General features: G+C 71.2%; 14 protein-coding genes. 8 read left to right on the top strand and 6 right to left on the bottom strand.

Features of this window, described 5'->3' with window-relative positions; translation table 11 throughout:
• Positions 1–155 precede the first annotated feature (155 nt).
• The 5 genes from BJ971_RS03190 to BJ971_RS03170 form a co-directional block, all read right to left on the bottom strand.
• Positions 156–1,742: a S1C family serine protease gene (locus BJ971_RS03190; protein ID WP_184989635.1), complete on the bottom strand. Its 1,587-nt coding sequence runs from the start codon at positions 1,740–1,742 to the stop codon at positions 156–158.
• An 82-nt stretch (positions 1,743–1,824) separates the two neighbouring features.
• The gene (locus BJ971_RS03185; protein WP_184989633.1) at positions 1,825–3,390 is read right to left on the bottom strand and encodes a sensor histidine kinase; all 1,566 of its coding nucleotides are present in this window, start codon (positions 3,388–3,390) and stop codon (positions 1,825–1,827) included.
• A 9-nt stretch (positions 3,391–3,399) separates the two neighbouring features.
• Positions 3,400–4,116 (bottom strand): response regulator transcription factor, encoded by a 717-nt coding sequence (locus tag BJ971_RS03180; protein ID WP_184989630.1) that lies wholly within the window; start codon positions 4,114–4,116, stop codon positions 3,400–3,402.
• Positions 4,117–4,182: 66 nt separating this feature from the next.
• Entirely contained in the window at positions 4,183–4,947 is a 765-nt protein-coding gene (locus BJ971_RS03175) for a lysophospholipid acyltransferase family protein (RefSeq protein WP_239087608.1), read from the bottom strand.
• Positions 4,948–4,955: 8 nt separating this feature from the next.
• Complete coding sequence (locus tag BJ971_RS03170) at positions 4,956–5,720, bottom strand: GNAT family N-acetyltransferase (RefSeq protein WP_184989625.1); 765 nt, start codon at positions 5,718–5,720, stop codon at positions 4,956–4,958.
• Between the two features lie 108 nt (positions 5,721–5,828).
• Between BJ971_RS03170 and BJ971_RS03165 the strand changes: the two genes are divergently transcribed.
• The 8 genes from BJ971_RS03165 to BJ971_RS03130 all read left to right on the top strand — a co-directional run bounded on the left by BJ971_RS03165 (position 5,829) and on the right by BJ971_RS03130 (position 16,373).
• On the top strand, positions 5,829–6,491 hold the full coding sequence (locus tag BJ971_RS03165) for a hypothetical protein (protein WP_184989622.1): 663 nt from the start codon (positions 5,829–5,831) through the stop codon (positions 6,489–6,491).
• Positions 6,492–6,524: 33 nt separating this feature from the next.
• Positions 6,525–7,442, top strand: a complete 918-nt coding sequence (locus tag BJ971_RS03160) for an ABC transporter ATP-binding protein (RefSeq protein WP_184989620.1) — start codon at positions 6,525–6,527, stop codon at positions 7,440–7,442.
• A complete protein-coding gene (locus tag BJ971_RS03155; protein WP_184989618.1) occupies positions 7,439–8,269 on the top strand; it encodes an ABC transporter permease subunit in 831 nt (276 codons plus the stop codon). The genes BJ971_RS03160 and BJ971_RS03155 overlap by 4 nt, the downstream gene beginning before the upstream one ends.
• Before the next feature lie 166 nt (positions 8,270–8,435).
• Positions 8,436–12,152, top strand: coding sequence for a multifunctional oxoglutarate decarboxylase/oxoglutarate dehydrogenase thiamine pyrophosphate-binding subunit/dihydrolipoyllysine-residue succinyltransferase subunit (locus tag BJ971_RS03150; RefSeq protein ID WP_184998615.1), 3,717 nt, complete (start codon positions 8,436–8,438; stop codon positions 12,150–12,152).
• 67 nt (positions 12,153–12,219) lie between these two features.
• A complete protein-coding gene (locus BJ971_RS03145; RefSeq protein WP_184989616.1) occupies positions 12,220–12,399 on the top strand; it encodes a DUF6104 family protein in 180 nt (59 codons plus the stop codon).
• A gap of 15 nt (positions 12,400–12,414) precedes the next feature.
• Positions 12,415–13,143, top strand: coding sequence for an AAA family ATPase (locus BJ971_RS03140; protein WP_184998614.1), 729 nt, complete (start codon positions 12,415–12,417; stop codon positions 13,141–13,143).
• Between the two features lie 60 nt (positions 13,144–13,203).
• A complete protein-coding gene (gene pta / locus BJ971_RS03135) occupies positions 13,204–15,270 on the top strand; it encodes a phosphate acetyltransferase (protein WP_184989614.1) in 2,067 nt (688 codons plus the stop codon).
• A complete protein-coding gene (locus BJ971_RS03130) occupies positions 15,267–16,373 on the top strand; it encodes an acetate/propionate family kinase (protein WP_184989612.1) in 1,107 nt (368 codons plus the stop codon). Before pta ends, BJ971_RS03130 begins: the two co-directional genes overlap by 4 nt.
• 306 nt (positions 16,374–16,679) lie before the next feature.
• Here BJ971_RS03130 and BJ971_RS03125 read toward each other — a convergent pair whose 3' ends face one another.
• On the bottom strand, positions 16,680–16,847 hold the full coding sequence (locus BJ971_RS03125; protein ID WP_184989609.1) for a hypothetical protein: 168 nt from the start codon (positions 16,845–16,847) through the stop codon (positions 16,680–16,682).
• Positions 16,848–16,870: the final 23 nt, after the last annotated feature.

Raw genomic sequence — 16,870 nt, 5'->3', positions numbered from 1 at the left:
GCGACCCCCCGATAAGCCTTTCGATATCTGAAATCACTCAAAGTGGACAAATAAGGGTGCGGTGGGTGGCCACGACCAACCCCCTTGGTCGCGACCACCCACCGCTGTGGGAAGTGGTGCCGCCCGATGGCCCGGGCGGCACCGGATGCGTGGTGTCAGGCCGATTCGGCCAGCACGGCGTTCACGGTCTGGCGCTGGCCGTTGCGGGTGAAGTCGATCGTCACCTTGTCGCCGACCTTGGCGCCCTGGATGATCCCGACCAGGTCGTCGGAGTCGTTGACGGCCTTGCCGTTCACGGAGTGGATCACGTCACCCTGCTCGATGCCGGCCTTGGCCGCACCGCTGTCCGGGCTGACCTCCTTGACGAGTGCGCCGCCGCCCTCGGCCTCCGTGACGCTCACGCCGAGCGCCGGGTGGCTGACCTTCTCGCCCTTCATCAGCGCCTCGGCGACGGCCCGGGCCTTGTCGCTCGGGATGGCGAAGCCGAGGCCGATGTTGCCCGAGCCCGAGCCCGAGGTGGCGATCGCGGAGTTGATGCCGATGACCTCGCCGTTGGTGTTGACCAGCGCGCCACCGGAGTTACCCGGGTTGATCGGCGCGTCGGTCTGCAACAGGCCGGACATCGAGGTCGCGCCAGAGCTCTGCTGCTGCGGCTGCTCCTCGCCGAACGGGTTCTGCGGTGCCTGCTGACCGTCGCTGCCGGCCCGGATGGTGCGGTCCTTGGCGCTGACGATGCCCTCGGTCACCGAGCCCTCCAGGCCGAGCGGGCTGCCCAGCGCGAGAACGGTGTCGCCGACCTGCATGTTGGCGCTGGAACCGAACTTCGCCGCCGTGAGACCCGAGACGCCTTCCGCCTTGATCACCGCGAGATCCGTACGCGGGTCGGTGCCGACGATCTTCGCGTCGGCCTTCTTGCCGTCCGCGAAGATCACGGTCACGGTGTCGCCCTGCGCGGTCGCGACCACGTGGTTGTTGGTGACGATGTAGCCGTCCGCGGTGAGCACGACGCCGGAGCCCTCGCCGGTGCCGGTGGTGATCGAAACCACACTGTCCTTGACGGCCGCCACGATCGCGGCCATCGACGAGTGGTCGACTACGCGGGTGACCGAGGAGTTGCTGGTCTGCACCGAGCCGGGGGCGTCGTCGGAGAACGCGAGCGCGGTGGCCGCGCCGACGCCGCCGGCGGCAAGGGCGATCAGGATCGCGGCCGCGCCGGCCAGGACGACCTTGCGGCCCCCGCCGGTCCGCGCGGGCTGGCGGGTCTCGGTGCCGACCGCCTGCGCCCAGGACGGGACCTCGGACTGCGGCGGCACCTCTCCGCCGGGCACCCAGGTGCCGGGCAGGCCGGCCGGGCCCTGCGACGGGTACTGCGGCCGGCCGGGGTAGGCGCCCGCGTAGGGCTGCTGCGGCCCGGCGGCCTGGTAGGGCTGCCCGCCGTGCGGGAACTGCGGTGCCGGGTGCTGGCCGGTGTGCTGCCAGGGCGAACCGGGCCAGCCGCCGGGCTGCTGCGGCGCGCCGGACTGCGGCGCCGCGGACTGCGGGATCCCGGACTGCGGGATGGCGGACTGCGGCGCGCCGGACAGCGGGATCGCGGACTGCGGCGCGGCCGGCTGGATCACCGCCGGCTGCTGGGCCGTGACGTCGGACTGTCCCCGCTCCGGGTTGTTCTCGGGGGAGGCGTCCACTGGCCGGTGCGACTGCTCCTCGGAGGGCCGCTGCGGGTTGGTCTCGTGCTCACTCATAGGAATAACCATGCCTTCGCCCGCTCCGATTGACCTGTGCTGCCCCTGGACGTTCTCTGTGAATGGTGCATGCCTCCAGAAGTCATGATTCGTCGGGAACCAGCGCCGGAAGGGACACCCGGAACGTCGCGCCCTCGCCGGGCTCGCTGATCACCTCGACCGTGCCGTGGTGCGCCCGCACGATCGCCGCGACGATGGCCAGGCCGAGGCCCGTGCCGGACGCCCTGCGGTCCGTACGCCGTGTCCTCGCCTCGTCGGCGCGGTAGAAGCGCTCGAAGACGTGTTCGCGCTGCTCGGGAGCGAGCCCGGGGCCGGTGTCGCTGATCTCGATGACGGCCTGGTTGCCCGTGTCCGGATAGAGCGCGAGCGTCACCGACGCCTCCGGCGGCGTGTGCACCAGCGCGTTTGTCATCAGGTTGCCGATGACCTGCCGCAGGCGCGCGTCGTCCCCGTACGCGACGAGCTTCTCCGGCGACTCCCGCACGTCCAGCTCGATGGTGCGCTCGGGCGCGGTGGCCTGCGCCGCCTGTACGGCGTCGACGGCCAGCACCGTCAGCTCGACGGGCGCCAGGGAGATCGGCCGCTCCCGGTCCAGCCGGGCGAGCAGCAGCAGATCCTCGACGAGCAGGCCCATCCGGGCGGCCTCGTCCTCGATCCGGCGTACCAGCTTGGCCACGTCCTCCGGTTTGCCGACCGCGCCCTGGCGGTACAGCTCGGCGAAGCCGCGGATGGAGGTCAGCGGGGTACGCAGCTCGTGCGAGGCGTCCGCGACGAACTGCCGCATCTTCTCCTCCGAGCGCACCGCGCGGGCCTCAGAGGCCTGCGCGGCCTCGGCGGCGTCCCGGGACTGCGACTCCGCGGCGCGGGCCGCGGTCTCCGACAGCGCCCGGGCGGTGAACGCGGCCTCGATCTGGGCGAGCATCGCGTTCAGGGCCCGGGAGAGCCGGCCCAGCTCGGTCTGCGGTTCCTCGACGTCCGGCTCCGGATCGGGTACGCGCTGGGTGAGGTCGCCGGCGGCGATGGCCGCCGCGGTCCGCTCGATCTGACCGAGCGGGATGAGGCTCTGCCGCACGATCGCCGCGCCGACCGCCGCGAGCGCGAAGAGCACGCCGGCGCCGACAAGCGTGTCGACCCAGATCAGCCGGCTTATCGCGTTGTCGATGCCGAGCAGGCGCTGCCCGACCTGAAGCACCTCGCCGGTGTCGGTGTAGGTGATCAGCATCCGCCACGTCACGGTGCCGTCGGAGGACTTGACCGTGAACGGCTTGTTGAGGTGCTTGTCGACCTCTTTCTGCCCCTTGATCACCGGCGGCAGCTGGCCGGGTTTCAGCGAGTTGTCGTACTTACGGTTCCCCGGTGCGCCGACGCCGTCGACCGTGGTCGCGCACACGTAGTAGTCGGAGGGCAGGATCAGCTTCTGCTCCCCGGTGAGGTTCTCCAGCGTGACCGTGAACCGCACCAGCCCGGCGTCCAGCCGCCCGATCATGTAGCTGTGCAGCGCGTACGTGCTGGCGGCGCTGATCAGGGTCAGCGCCGCGAACACCAGCGCCAGGACGGAGGCGACGAGCTTGATGCTCAGCGGCACGCGGCGCAGGCTGGCCTGCAACGGTACGTACCTGCGGAGCCGGTCGGAGAGGGTCGCGGTCACGGGGTTTGCTCAGGCCGCCGGCTTGCGCAGCACGTATCCGACGCCGCGAAGCGTGTGGATCAGCCGCGGCTGCACGTTGTCCACCTTGCGCCGCAGGTAGGAGATGTACGACTCCACGATGTTGTCGTCGCCCCGGAAGTCGTACTTCCACACGTGGTCGAGGATCTGCGCCTTGGAGAGCACCCGGTTGGCGTTGAGCATCAGGTAGCGCAGCAGCTTGAACTCGGTCGGGGAGAGCTGCACACGCTGCCCCGCCCGGTAGACCTCATGGGTCTCCTCGTCCAGCTCCAGGTCGGCGAAGACCAGGCGCGAGGGCTCCTCGTCGCCGGCCGAGGTGCGGCGCAGCACGGCCCGGATCCGGGCGGTGAGCTCCTCGAGGCTGAACGGCTTTGTCACGTAGTCGTCGCCGCCGAGCGTCAGGCCCCGGATCTTGTCGTCGGTGCCGTCGCGGGCGGTCAGGAAGACCACCGGCGTGCGGGTGCCGCCCTCGCGCATGAGCCGGATGACCTCGAAGCCGTCGAGGTCGGGCAGCATCACGTCGAGGACGACAAGGTCGGGAGTCGCACTCTTGGCCGCGCTGACGGCGGCGCTGCCGCTTGTCGCGGTGCTGACGTCGAACCCGGCGAAGCGCAGGCTTGCGGAGAGCAGCTCGAGAATGTTCGCATCGTCCTCGACGACGAGGAGCTTCGCCTCGCTCTGTTTGCCCTGGGTCTGAGAAACGGCCATGCAACCATCTTCACCCAGGGGCCTGCGCCCACGCTGCGCACTGGCTGAAAGTTTTCTGTGAGGCAGCTAGGCGGCAAGATCAAAGGTGCCGGACCGCAGTCCGGCCGTCGCCTCGGCCGCCCGGGCCAGCGACCGCCGGTCCGCGCCGGGCGCCGGTAGCAGCGCCGGAGCCCCGACGAGGGTAACCGTAAGCCCGCGCGACCGCGCCACCCTCCGCACCGAGGACCACAGGGAGTCGTCGCCGACGAAGGCGGCCGCCGGGGACGCGTACCGGATGGAGATCGGCACGACCGGCGCGCCGGCGTCGACGGCCGCCTGGAACACGGCGGGCCGGAAGCGCCCGCGGTCGGCGCCGCAGAACGTCGTGCCCTCCGGAAAGACCGCGACCGTTCGGCCGGCCCGCAGCGCCGCCGCGATCTCGGCGACCGTCGCCGGCAGGCGCTTCGGCCGGGTCCGGTCGAGGAAGATCGACCCGCTCGCGACCGCGAGGGCGCCGATGCCGGGCCAGCCGCGCACGTCGTGCTTGGCGACCAGCCGGACCGGCGTCACCGCGTGCAGCGCGAGGATGTCGAGCCAGGAGACGTGGTTGGCCACGAGCAGGCTGCCGGGCCGCGGCGCGGGCCCGCGCCACACCAGCCGCACCCCGAGGGCCGCGAGGATGCCGCGGGCCACGGCCCGTGCGGCGCCGGTCCGCGCGAACGGCGCAAGGGCGAAGGCCCATACGAGTACGCCGAAGAGCGCCGACATCCGCAACACCGTGGTGACGGCCCGCACGCCCCGCTCGCCGCCCGGCCGGCACTGCGGGCCGCAGGCGGAGGCGGGCTGCCACATCGCCGCGATCATCGGGTCGCCCCGAGAAAGTGCCGCCGGTAGCGCGGGTCCATCCGGTCCATGGAGAAGAGCATGTAGAAGTCGGCGCAGTTGAAGTCCGGGTCGTAGGCCGGCTCGCCGCAGACCCAGCCGCCCAGCCGCAGATAGCCCCGCAGCAGCGGCGGCGGCAGGACCGCCGGGTCGCCGACGAGGTCGGTCCCGGCGAGCCAGGAGTCGCGCGGCCGCACCCGCAGCGCGGGCGGAGAGAGGTGCCGGGCCGAGACCCGGGCCCAGACGCCGGCCGCGGTCGCCCCGCCGTCCTCGAGGCCGACCGACGCGCATCCGCCGAGCCAGCGCAGGTTGTTCAGGTGCAGGTAGCGGGCGATGCCGGCCCACATCAGGTTCACCACGGCCCCGGAGCGATGGTCCGGGTGCACGCAGGAGCGCCCGGTCTCGACCAGCTGGTCGCGCAGCGGGCGCAGGGCACTGAGATCGAACTCGCCGTCGCCGTAGCGGCGCCCGGCCCGCTCGGCACCCTTCGGGTGCATCATCCGGTACGTGCCGACGACCTGACCGGTCGAGTCGTCGCGGACGATCAGGTGGTCGCAGTAGTCGTCGAACTCGTCGACGTCACGGCCGTCGGGGGTGACGCCACGCAGCGTCGCGCCGAGCTCGGTGGCGAAGACGTCGTGGCGTAGCCGCTGCGCGGCCGCTACCTGCTCGGCGCCGTCGGCGATCAGGAGTGAATAGCCGCTGGTCCCGGTGGATGCGGCGGCGGTCATGAGTACCGTCATGAGAACTGTGTAAGGCCCCCGACTGCCGTCGGCGTGTCGGCTCAGGAGGCGGCGGATGACCGGTACATGAACGGCTTTATGTCGCACCCGTATGAGAGCGTCGGTGACATGCAGATCGCGTCCCGCTACAACGGCCCGCCCACGTCGGGCAACGGCGGCTGGTCCGCCGGCGCGTTCGCCGTGGCGTCCGGCGCGGGCGCGGACGGCCGGGCCTTCGAGGTGACGCTCCGGGTCCCGCCGCCGCTGGAGACCACGCTGACCGTGGCGGACGGCAAGGTCGCCGCGCCCGACGGCACCCTGGTCGCCGAGGTGGCGCCGGTCGCCGACGCCGGCAGCGGGGTGGCACCGGTCTCCCTTGAGCAGGCGCGGGCGGCCACCGCCGGCTACCCGGGCTTCGCCGACCACCCGTTCCCCACCTGCTTCGTCTGCGGCCCCGAGAACCCCGACGGTCTGCGGATCTTCGCCGGCCCGCTGCCCGACGGCCGGATGGCCGCGCCCTGGGTGGTTCCGCCCGACGTTCGCGTCGAGACGCTGTGGGCCGCGCTGGACTGCCCCGGCGGCTGGTCGGCGCTGCGCACCGGCCAGGTCTACGTGCTCGGCCGCATCGCGGTGGCCGTCGATTCCCTGCCCGCGGCGGGCAGCACCTGCGTGGTGGTCGGCGCGGCGGTCTCGGTGCAGGGCCGCAAGGCCCTTGTCGATTCCTCGGTCTACGCGCCGGGCGGCGAGCGAATCGCCACCGCACGGGCAACCTGGATCGCGCTGACGCGGTAGGTTGATCCACCAGCCGAGCGGAAGGAGTGTTCGTTGCCGACAGGCTCCGAGGAGATCGTCGTCTCCAACCTCACCAAGCACTACAAGGCGCTGCGCGCCGTCGACAACCTGTCCTTCACCGTGCACTCCGGGCGGGTGACGGGCTTCCTCGGCCCCAACGGCGCCGGCAAGACCACGACGCTGCGCATGCTGCTCGGCCTGGTCACCCCGACCTCCGGCACGGCGACCTTCTCCGGCGTCCGCTACGGCGACCTCGACGAGCCGATCCGGCACGTCGGCGCGGTCCTCGAGGCGTCAAGCGCGCACAAGGGCCGCAGCGGCATCAACCACCTGCGGATGATCTGCCTCGCGGCCGGGCTGCCGCGGCAGGCGGCCGACGAGGCGCTCGCCCGCGTCGGGCTCACCCCGGCCGCCAAGCGCAAGTTCAAGGGCTACTCGCTGGGCATGAAGCAGCGGCTCGGCATCGCCTCGGCGCTGCTCGGCAACCCGCGGGTGCTGATCCTCGACGAGCCGGCCAACGGCCTCGACCCCGAGGGCATCCGCTGGCTGCGCGACCTGCTCAAGGCGCTGGCCGCCGAGGGCCGCACGATCCTGGTCTCCAGCCACCTGCTCAGCGAGATGCAGCAGCTCGCCGACGACGTGGTGATCATCGCCGCGGGCAAGCTGATCCGGCAGGGCCCGGTCGGCGAGGTGCTCGGCTCCATGGCGGGCGGCAGCCAGGTCCGGGTGCGCACGCCCCAGCCCGCCGTGCTGGCCGCCGCGCTCGCGGCCGAGCAGGCCGCCGTGACCACGCTGCCCGACGAGGCCCTGCTGGTCACCGGGCTGGACACCGCCAAGGTCGGGCACATCGCCTTCACCGCCGGCGTCGAGTTGCACGAGCTCTCCGGCGAACGCGCCGACCTGGAACAGGTCTTCCTGCAGCTCACGGCCGGAAAGGCGGGCATCCGATGAATCTCGTCAAAGCCGAGCTGTTCAAGATCCGATCCACCTCCACCTGGTGGATCTTCGGCCTGATCACGCTGGCGCTCTGGGCGCTGTCCCTGCTGATCAACTGGGCCGGCAGCAGCATCAACCAGGGCGTCGACCCGGCCGAGCAGGGCCTGACCGCCGAGCAGGCCGCGCAGGTCCGGGTGGCCAACGAGGCCGTCAACGTGGCGGCCAACCTCTACACCAGCGGCCAGTTCTTCGGCGTGCTCATGGTGATGCTGTTGGGCGCCATCGTGGTGACCAACGAGTTCTTCCACCTGACGGCCACCACCACCTTCCTGGTGACGCCGCGCCGGGAGCGGGTCGTCCTCGCCAAGCTGGTCGCCTCGGCCGTGTTCGGCGTCGGCTTCTGGCTCGTCACCACCGTGCTCAACCTGATCTTCGTGCCGCTCATCCTGAACCAGCTGGACGTCGGCGCGCAGCTGGGCGAGCCGGCGGTGTGGCGGGCTATCGGCCTCAATGCGCTCGCGTACGCCCTTTGGGCGGTTCTCGGCGTCGGCGGCGGGGTGCTGATCCGCAGCCAGATCGGCGCGACCATCGCGCTGAGCACGATCTACGTGCTCGGCTGGTTCGGAACGACCATCATCTTCGCGCTGCTCGCGCCCCGGTTCGGCGACTGGTTCGACAAGCTCCAGGTGCTGGTCCCGCCGATCGCGTCACAGCTGATGATCTCCGGAACCGAGTTGCCGGGCAGTCCGCCCCGCTGGCTCGGCGCCGTCGTACTGATCGGCTACGCGGTGCTCGCGGGCGGTCTCGGCACGTGGCTCATGAAGCGGCGCGACATCACCTGATCGTGTTCGGCAGGTCACACGCCTGCTCTCCGCCTCGGCAGTTCGTCACACACTGGACGTCCGGATGGCCGCGCGAATCTCACGGCGTAGCCTTGACGGCGATTCCTTCGTCCCGTGTGACGAACCGTCGCGTGCTGACAACATGGTGAAAGAGGCGAACACGGCAGTGTCGACCCAGCAGACTTCGCATGACAATCCACTCGCGGACTTCGGCCCCAACGAGTGGATTGTCGACGAGATGTACCAGCGCTACCTGGCCGACCCAGCCAGTGTCGATCCCGCCTGGCACGATTTCTTCGCCGACTACAAGCCGGCCATGGCCTCGGGCTCGATCGCTACCCCTGACGAGGCGACCGCCGCCAACGCGAAGGCGACCGCCGCGAAGGCGGGCACCGACGCACCGGCCGCCGCGACCATCGCGCCGGAGAAGCCGGCCGCGCCGGCCAAGCCGGCGGCCGCGCCCGCCAAGCCGGCGGCAACGGCGAAGCCGGCCACCACGGCCGCGAAGACGCCCGCGCCGGCGAGCACGTCGAAGGTCACCACGCTGCGCGGCGTCGCCGCCCGCATCGTGCAGAACATGGACGCCTCTCTCGAGGTGCCGACCGCGACGTCGGTCCGGGCCGTCCCGGCGAAGCTGCTTGTCGACAACCGCATCGTGATCAACAACCACCTCGCCCGCGGCCGCGGCGGCAAGGTCAGCTTCACCCACCTGATCGGCTGGGCGCTGGTCCGCTCCGTGATGGCCCACCCGGAGATGAACAACTCGTTCGCCGAGGTGGACGGCAAGCCGGCGCTGGTGCAGCCCGAGCACGTCAACCTGGGCATCGCCATCGACCTCGCCAAGAAGGACGGCACCCGCACCCTGGTCGTGCCGTCCATCAAGAACTGCGAGCAGATGGACTTCCGCAAGTTCTGGCAGGCGTACGAGGACGTGGTCCGGCGCGCCCGCCGCAACGAGCTGACCATGGACGACTACGCCGGGACGACGATCTCGCTGACCAACCCCGGCGGCATCGGCACCGTGCACTCCATCCCGCGCCTGATGGCCGGCCAGAGCGCCATCATCGGCGTCGGCGCGATGGAATACCCGGCGCCCTACTCCGGCATGTCCGACGAGACCCTCACCGAGCACGGCGTCAGCAAGGTCACCACGCTGACCAGCACCTATGACCACCGGGTCATCCAGGGCGCGCAGTCCGGCGAGTTCCTCAAGGCGATGCACGAGTACCTGCTCGGCGACCACGCCTTCTACGACGACATCTTCACCTCGCTGCGGATCCCGTACGAGCCGGTGCGCTGGGTGCGCGACGTCGCCCGTACCTCCGAGGGGCAGATCGACAAGGCCGCTCGGGTCGTCGAGCTGATCCACGCGTACCGGGTGCGCGGCCACCTGATGGCCGACACCGACCCGCTCGAGTTCGAGATCCGCCGGCACCCCGACCTGGACGTGCTCCAGCACGGGCTGACCCTGTGGGACCTCGACCGGATGTTCCCGGTCGGCGGCTTCGCCGGCAAGCAGAAGATGAAGCTGCGCGACGTGCTCGGCGTCCTGCGCGACACCTACTGCCGCCGGGTCGGCATCGAGTACATGCACATCCAGGGCCCCGAGGAGCGGCGCTGGATCCAAGACCGGATCGAGATCAAGTACACCAAGCCGGACCCCGAGGAGCAGAAGCACGTCCTCAACCGGCTGAACGCCGCCGAGGCGTTCGAGACGTTCCTGCAGACCAAGTACGTCGGGCAGAAGCGCTTCTCGCTGGAGGGCGGCGAGTCGCTGATCCCGCTGCTCGACGAGGTGCTCCAGGCGTCCGCCGAGGGTGGCCTCGACGAGATGGTCATCGGCATGGCGCACCGCGGCCGGCTCAACGTGCTCGCGAACATCGTCGGCAAACCGTACGAGAAGATCTTCAACGAGTTCGAGGGCCAGATGGACCCGAAGTCGGCTCACGGCTCCGGCGACGTCAAGTACCACCTGGGCCAGACCGGCAAGTACACGACGCCGGACGGCACGAACTCGACGACGGTCAGCGTGGTGGCGAACCCGTCGCACCTCGAGGCCGTCGACCCGGTGCTCGAGGGCATCGTCCGCGCCAAGCAGGACCGCCTCGACCTCGGCCTGCACGGCTACACGGTGCTGCCCGTCCTGATCCACGGTGACGCGGCGTTCGCCGGCCAGGGCGTGGTCGCGGAGACGCTGAACCTCTCCCAGCTGCGCGGTTACCGCACCGGCGGCACGGTGCACGTGGTCGTCAACAACCAGGTCGGCTTCACCACCGCCCCGGAGTACAGCCGCTCGTCGCTCTACTCGACCGACGTGGCCCGGATGATCCAGGCGCCGATCTTCCACGTGAACGGCGACGACCCCGAGGCCGTCGTCCGGGTGGCCCGGCTGGCGTTCGAGTACCGCCAGGCGTTCAACAAGGACGTCGTGATCGACCTGGTCTGCTACCGGCGCCGCGGTCACAACGAGGGCGACGACCCGTCGATGACCAACCCGCGGATGTACAAGATCATCGACACCAAGCGCTCGGTCCGCAAGCTCTACACCGAGGAGCTCATCGGCCGCGGCGACCTCACCCTCGACGACGCCCAGGAGCAGTTGCGCGACTACCAGTCGCAGCTGGAGCAGGTCTTCAAGGCGACCCGGGACGCGGCCGGTTCCCCGCCGCGGCCCCGGCCGGCCCGCACCGACGAGCCGGAGCCGCAGGTCGACACGGCCATCGACCCCGCCGGCGTGCGCGCGGTCGGCCAGGCACACCTTGACCTGCCGGAGGGCTTCACCCCGCACAAGCGGGTGCAGCAGCTGCTGGACCGGCGCGCCAAGATGTCCGCCGACGGCGGCATCGACTGGGGCATGGGCGAGCTGATCGCCTTCGGCTCGCTGCTGAGCCAGGGCGTCACCGTCCGGCTGGCCGGCCAGGACTCGCGCCGCGGCACCTTCGTGTCACGGCACGCCTCGCTGGTCGACGCGAACACCGGCAACGACTACCTGCCGCTGTCGACGCTCGCCACCGGCAACGCCCGCTTCTTCGTGCACGACTCCCTGCTCAGCGAGTACGCGGCGATGGGCTTCGAGTACGGCTACTCGGTCGAGAACCCCGAGGCGCTGGTGCTCTGGGAGGCGCAGTTCGGCGACTTCGTCAACGGCGCCCAGTCGATCGTGGACGAGTTCATCTCCTCCGGCGAGGTGAAGTGGGGCCAGCAGTCGTCGCTGGTGCTGCTGCTCCCGCACGGCCAGGAGGGGCAGGGCCCGGACCACTCGTCCGGCCGCCCGGAGCGGTTCCTCCAACTCTGCGCGCAGGACAACATGCGGGTCGCCAACCCGACCACGCCGGCGAACTACTTCCACCTGCTGCGCCGGCAGGCCCTGTCCACCAAGCGCAAGCCGCTGATCGTCTTCTCGCCGAAGTCGCTGCTGCGGCACAAGCTCGCGGTGTCGTCGGTCTCCGACTTCACCACGGGCACGTTCCAGCCGATCGTCGGCGACGCCGGCGTCAACGGCACCCCGCTGGAGGACGGCGCCGTCAAGCGGGTCCTGCTCTGCTCGGGCAAGGTCTACTACGACCTGTTCCAGGCGCGGGCGGAGCGCGGCATCACCGACACGGCGATCATCCGCATGGAGCAGATCTACCCGCTGCCGGTCGAGGAGCTGAAGGCCGTGCTGAACCGGTACCCGAACGCGGAGGACTTCGCGTGGGTGCAGGAGGAGCCGGCCAACCAGGGCGCCTGGTCGTTCGTGGCCCTCAACCTGCTCGAGCACCTCGACGGCGTGCGCCTGCGCCGGATCTCGCGCCCGGCGGCGGCCGCACCGGCCGTCGGCTCGGCGAAGCTGCACGAGGCCGAGCAGTCGGCCCTGGTCGAGGCGGCGCTCCCGCGCCCGTGACCGTCTGTTAGAAAAAGGGCGCCCCGCGACATGCGCGGGGCGCCCTTTCACCTGTTTGGGAGAGACCGTGTACTTCACCGACCGTGGCATCGAGGAACTGGTCGAGCGGCGCGGCGAGGAGTCCGTGACGCTGGAGTGGGTGGGCGAACAGCTCCGGAACTTCGTCGACAACCACCCGGAGTTCGAGACGGCGATCGAGCGCTTCGCGACCTGGCTGGCCCGCGACGACGAGGACGACGAGGAGTAGGCCGCGACGTTGAGCGTGGCACGCGACCGGCAACCACGGCCGATCCGCCGCGTCGAGGCGGACCTCGGCGCGGAGATCGACCGCGATGCCTGGTGGGCGAGGATCCCCGCGATCGCGGCGGTGCTGGAGCACGGCCTGAACATCCCGGCGGGGGTGACGTTCCTGGTCGGCGAGAACGGCTCGGGGAAGTCGACGCTTGTCGAGGCCCTGGCGGCGGTGCACGGCCTGAATCCGGAGGGCGGCTCACGCAGCGCCCGGCACAGCACCCGGGTGACGGAGTCGCCGCTGGGCTCCGCACTGCGGGTGATCCGGACGCCGGGCCGGGCGGCGAACGCGTACTTCCTGCGCGCGGAGACCACGCACGGCCTCTACACCTATCTCGAGGCCCTGCCGGGCCCGAACCCGGACACCGGCCTGCACGACCGCAGCCACGGCGAGGGCTTCCTGGAACTGCTGGACCGCAAGTTCCGGGGGTACGGCTTCTACCTGATGGACGAGCCGGAGGCCCCGCTGTCGTTCACGTCGACGCTCGGCCTGCTCGCCCGCCTGGACGGGCTGCGTGGCCAGGGCGCGCAGGTGGTGGTGGCGACGCACTCGCCGGTGCTGACGGCGCTGCCGGACGCGACAATCCTGGAGCTGGGTGACCACGGGATCCGCCGGGTGAAATGGGACGAACTGGAGATCGTCGCGCACTGGCGCCGGTTCCTGGAACGCCCGGACGGCTACCTCCGCGCCCTGCTCTGACCGCCGGCGGTTATCCACAGGGTCGGCGTGGAATCATCGGCCGACCGGTACGTTGAGGACGTGGCAAGCAGCGTCTACGTCGCCGGGCTCGGGCCCGGCGTCGGCAAGAGCACCGTCGCCCTCGGGCTTGCCGAGCTCCTGTCCCGGCAGGTGGCCCGGATCGGCGTGTTCCGGCCGCTGACGGCCGGCCCCGGCGCGGACCCGCTGCTGACCCTGCTCACCACCCGCTACCCCGTCGTCGCGCCCTACGCGGAGTCGTTCGGCGTCACCGTGGCCGAGGCCGCCACGCTGGTCGCCGACGGCCGGCGCGAGGAGCTCATCTCCCGCATCGTCGAGCGCTACCGCGCGGTCGAGCGCCAGTGCGGCTCGGTGATCGTGATCGGCAGCGACTTCTCCGACGGCCAGGACGACGGGCACGACGAGCTGCCCCGCGAGCTGGCGTTCAACGCACGCCTCGCGACCGAGTTCGGCAGCGTGGTGATTCCCGTCGTCGCGGGCCAGGGACGGCGCCCGGACCTGAACGCGACGGTCCGCTCGGCCTACCACACCCTTGTGGACCTGGACGCGACCGTCCTGGCGGTGATCGCCAACCGGGTGCCCCCGGGGATGGCGACCCCGGGCGGCCTGCCGGTCCCGGTCTGGGCCATCCCCGAGGTTCCCGCGGTGGCGGCGCCGACCGTCGCGGAGGTCGCGGCCGCCCTCGACGCGACCGTCGTGACCGGCGGCGAGGCCGCCCTCGACCGCGACGTCCTCGACTACGTGGTCGGCGCCGCGCACGTGCCGGCCCTGCTCGACCACCTGACCGACGGCGCGCTGATCATCACCCCCGGCGACCGGGCCGACCTGCTCGTGGCGGCGAGCGCCGCACACGCCGCCGGCAGCGTGACGCTCGCCGGCCTGGTGCTGACCCTCGGCGAGCTGCCCGACCCCCGCGCAGTCCGGCTGATCGAGCGGCTCAACACCGGCCTGGCGATGCTTGTCGTGCGGTCGGACAGCTACCAGACCATCAGCGCCGCGAACCGGATCGAGGCGAAGCTCAGCGTCGGCACACCGCGCAAGGTGGAGGCGGCGCTCGGCGCGTTCGAGACCCATGTGGACACCACCGAGCTCAACCGGCTGCTCGACGTCACCCGTTCCAGCCGGGTGACCCCCCTGATGTTCGAGAACGACCTGATCGACCGCGCCCGCGCCAACCGCCGCCACCTCGTGCTGCCGGAGGGCACCGACGAGCGCATCCTGCGCGCCACCGAGACCCTGCTGCGGCGCGGCGTCGCCGACCTCACCCTGCTCGGCGACCCGGCCGAGATCACCCGGCGGGCCCGCGAGGTGGGCGTCGAGATCGGTGCGGCCCGGCTGGTCGACCCGGCCACCGCCCCCTGGCGCGACGACTTCGCCGAGCGCTACGCGGAGCTGCGCAAACACAAGGCGGTCACGCTCGACCTGGCCTACGACGTGGTCCGCGACGTCAACTACTTCGGCACGATGATGGTCAGCGCCGGACTCGCCGACGGCATGGTCTCGGGCGCCGGCCACACGACCGCCGCGACCATCCGCCCGGCATTCGAGATCATCAAGACCGTGCCCGGCCTGTCGGTCGCGTCCAGCGTCTTCTTCATGCTGCTGGCCGACCGCGTGCTGGTCTACGGCGACTGCGCGGTCAACCCCGACCCGGACGCCGCCCAGCTCGCCGACATCGCGCTGTCGTCCGCGCAGACCGCGGCGGCGTTCGGCATCGAGCCGCGGGTCGCCATGCTCTCCTACTCGACCGGCAGCTCGGGCTCGGGCGCCGACGTCGAGAAGGTGGCCGCCGCGACCGCCCTGATCCGCGAGCAACGCCCCGACCTACCCGTGGAGGGTCCCATCCAGTACGACGCGGCAATCGACCCTCAGGTGGCGGCGACCAAGCTGCCGGGCAGCACCGTGGCCGGCAAGGCGACGGTGTTCGTCTTCCCCGATCTCAGCTCCGGCAACAACACCTACAAGGCGGTGCAGCGCTCGGCCAACGCCGTCGCGGTCGGGCCGGTCATGCAGGGGCTCCGGCGCCCGGTCAACGACCTGTCCCGGGGCGCGACGGTCAAGGACATCGTCAACACCGTGGCGATCACGGCGATCCAGGCGGGCTCATGAAAATCCTCGTGCTCAACACCGGCTCCTCGTCGGTGAAATACCGGCTCTTCGACGACACCGCGACCCTGGCCAAGGGCCTGGTGGAGCGGATCGGCGAGCCGGGCGGCGACGCGGCCGACCACGAGGCCGCCATGCAACGCGTCATGGCCGAGGTCGACCTCGCCGGCCTCGACGCGGTCGGCCACCGCGTCGTGCACGGCGGCACCGAGTTCGCCGAGGCGACGGTGATCGACGACGTGCTGGTCGCGACCGTCGAGCGGCTCGTCCCGCTCGCGCCGCTGCACAATCCCGCGGCGCTCACCGGCATCGCGGTGGCCCGCAAGCTGCTCCCGGCCGTGCCGCAGGTGGCGGTCTTCGACACCGCGTTCCACCAGACGATCCCGCCGGAGGGCTCGACCTACGCGATCGACACCGCGCTGACCGACCGCTGGCAGATCCGCCGCTACGGCTTCCATGGCACGTCGCACGCCTACGTGGCACGCAAGACCGCCGAATTGCTCGGCCTGCCCGCCGCGACCGCAAAGGTGATCACCCTGCACCTCGGCAACGGTGCGAGCGCCTGCGCGGTCGACGGCGGCCGCAGCGTCGCGACCTCGATGGGCATGTCCCCGCTCTCCGGCCTCGTCATGGGCACCCGCTGCGGCGACATCGACCCCACGGTGATCTTCCACCTGCACCGGGTCGCGGGCCTGCCGATCGAGGAGATCGAGCGGTCCCTGACCCGGTCCGCCGGCATGCAGGGCCTCACCGGCGACAACGACATGCGCACGGTGGAGCACCGCTGGCAGCAGGGCGACCACGCCGCAACGCTCGCCATCGACCTCTACTGCCGCCGCATCAAGGAATACGTAGGCATGTACCTGGCAGTCCTGGGCGGCGCCGACGCGATCACGTTCACCGCCGGCATCGGCGAGAAGTCCCCGGAGGTCCGCGCACACTCCCTGGCAGGCCTAACCGCCCTGGGCATCACCATCGACGACCCCCGCAACACCCGCAACGCCCAAATCATCTCGCCGGACGGCGCAGCCGTAGCGGTGTGCGTGGTCCCCACCGACGAGGAACTGGAGATCGCCGGCCAGGTAGCCACCGTCCTCTCCCGCTGACCAAACACACCACCGCGCGACGACAACCCAAGCCCGTACGGCCCCGAAGCCAAGGCAGCCCGGAAACCGACCAGCGCGAAAGCCGGAACACGCCGGCGCGCCGAACCAAGCCACCCACGAGGCCACGACGGCGCAGAAGCGGGAAGCGCGCGGTGCGGCGACCGCCAAGCCCACGCCACCCAAGTCACTGGGGCGGCGAGGAGCCGGAGAGGGCGGAATCAGGCGTGGCGCGGGCGGGCCTGCGGGCGGGAGCCCGTGATCAGCCCGGCCCGCGCTCAGTCCGGATCAGGTCGGCAGGAGTCCTGGTCAGCCCAGCGCCAGCCAGGCGATCAGCGCGATCAGGACGATCGCGACGACGCCCACGCCGATGAACAGCGGGGTTTTGGACGGGGCTGGCGGCTCCTGCGGAGTCTGCTGCGTGAAGGCGCGGAAGGCCTCGGTGTTGCCGCTCGGGTCGACGGTGTTGTCAGGCATGCGCACGACCATAGCGAAGCCGG

The organism is Amorphoplanes digitatis, from assembly GCF_014205335.1.
Lineage (GTDB): Bacteria > Actinomycetota > Actinomycetes > Mycobacteriales > Micromonosporaceae > Actinoplanes > Actinoplanes digitatus.
This window is presented reverse-complemented; position numbering and strand designations above follow the sequence as displayed.

What these genes read in the sequence shown, in the direction of transcription:
- BJ971_RS03130 (WP_184989612.1), top strand. Translation starts at nt 15,267, where the DNA reads ATGAAAATCCTCGTGCTCAACACCGGCTCCTCGTCGGTGAAATACCGG.
- BJ971_RS03190 (WP_184989635.1), bottom strand. Translation starts at nt 1,742, where the DNA reads ATGAGTGAGCACGAGACCAACCCGCAGCGGCCCTCCGAGGAGCAGTCG.
- BJ971_RS03175 (WP_239087608.1), bottom strand. Translation starts at nt 4,947, where the DNA reads ATGTGGCAGCCCGCCTCCGCCTGCGGCCCGCAGTGCCGGCCGGGCGGC.
- BJ971_RS03155 (WP_184989618.1), top strand. Translation starts at nt 7,439, where the DNA reads ATGAATCTCGTCAAAGCCGAGCTGTTCAAGATCCGATCCACCTCCACC.
- BJ971_RS03180 (WP_184989630.1), bottom strand. Translation starts at nt 4,116, where the DNA reads ATGGCCGTTTCTCAGACCCAGGGCAAACAGAGCGAGGCGAAGCTCCTC.
- BJ971_RS03165 (WP_184989622.1), top strand. Translation starts at nt 5,829, where the DNA reads ATGCAGATCGCGTCCCGCTACAACGGCCCGCCCACGTCGGGCAACGGC.
- BJ971_RS03170 (WP_184989625.1), bottom strand. Translation starts at nt 5,720, where the DNA reads ATGACGGTACTCATGACCGCCGCCGCATCCACCGGGACCAGCGGCTAT.
- BJ971_RS03125 (WP_184989609.1), bottom strand. Translation starts at nt 16,847, where the DNA reads ATGCCTGACAACACCGTCGACCCGAGCGGCAACACCGAGGCCTTCCGC.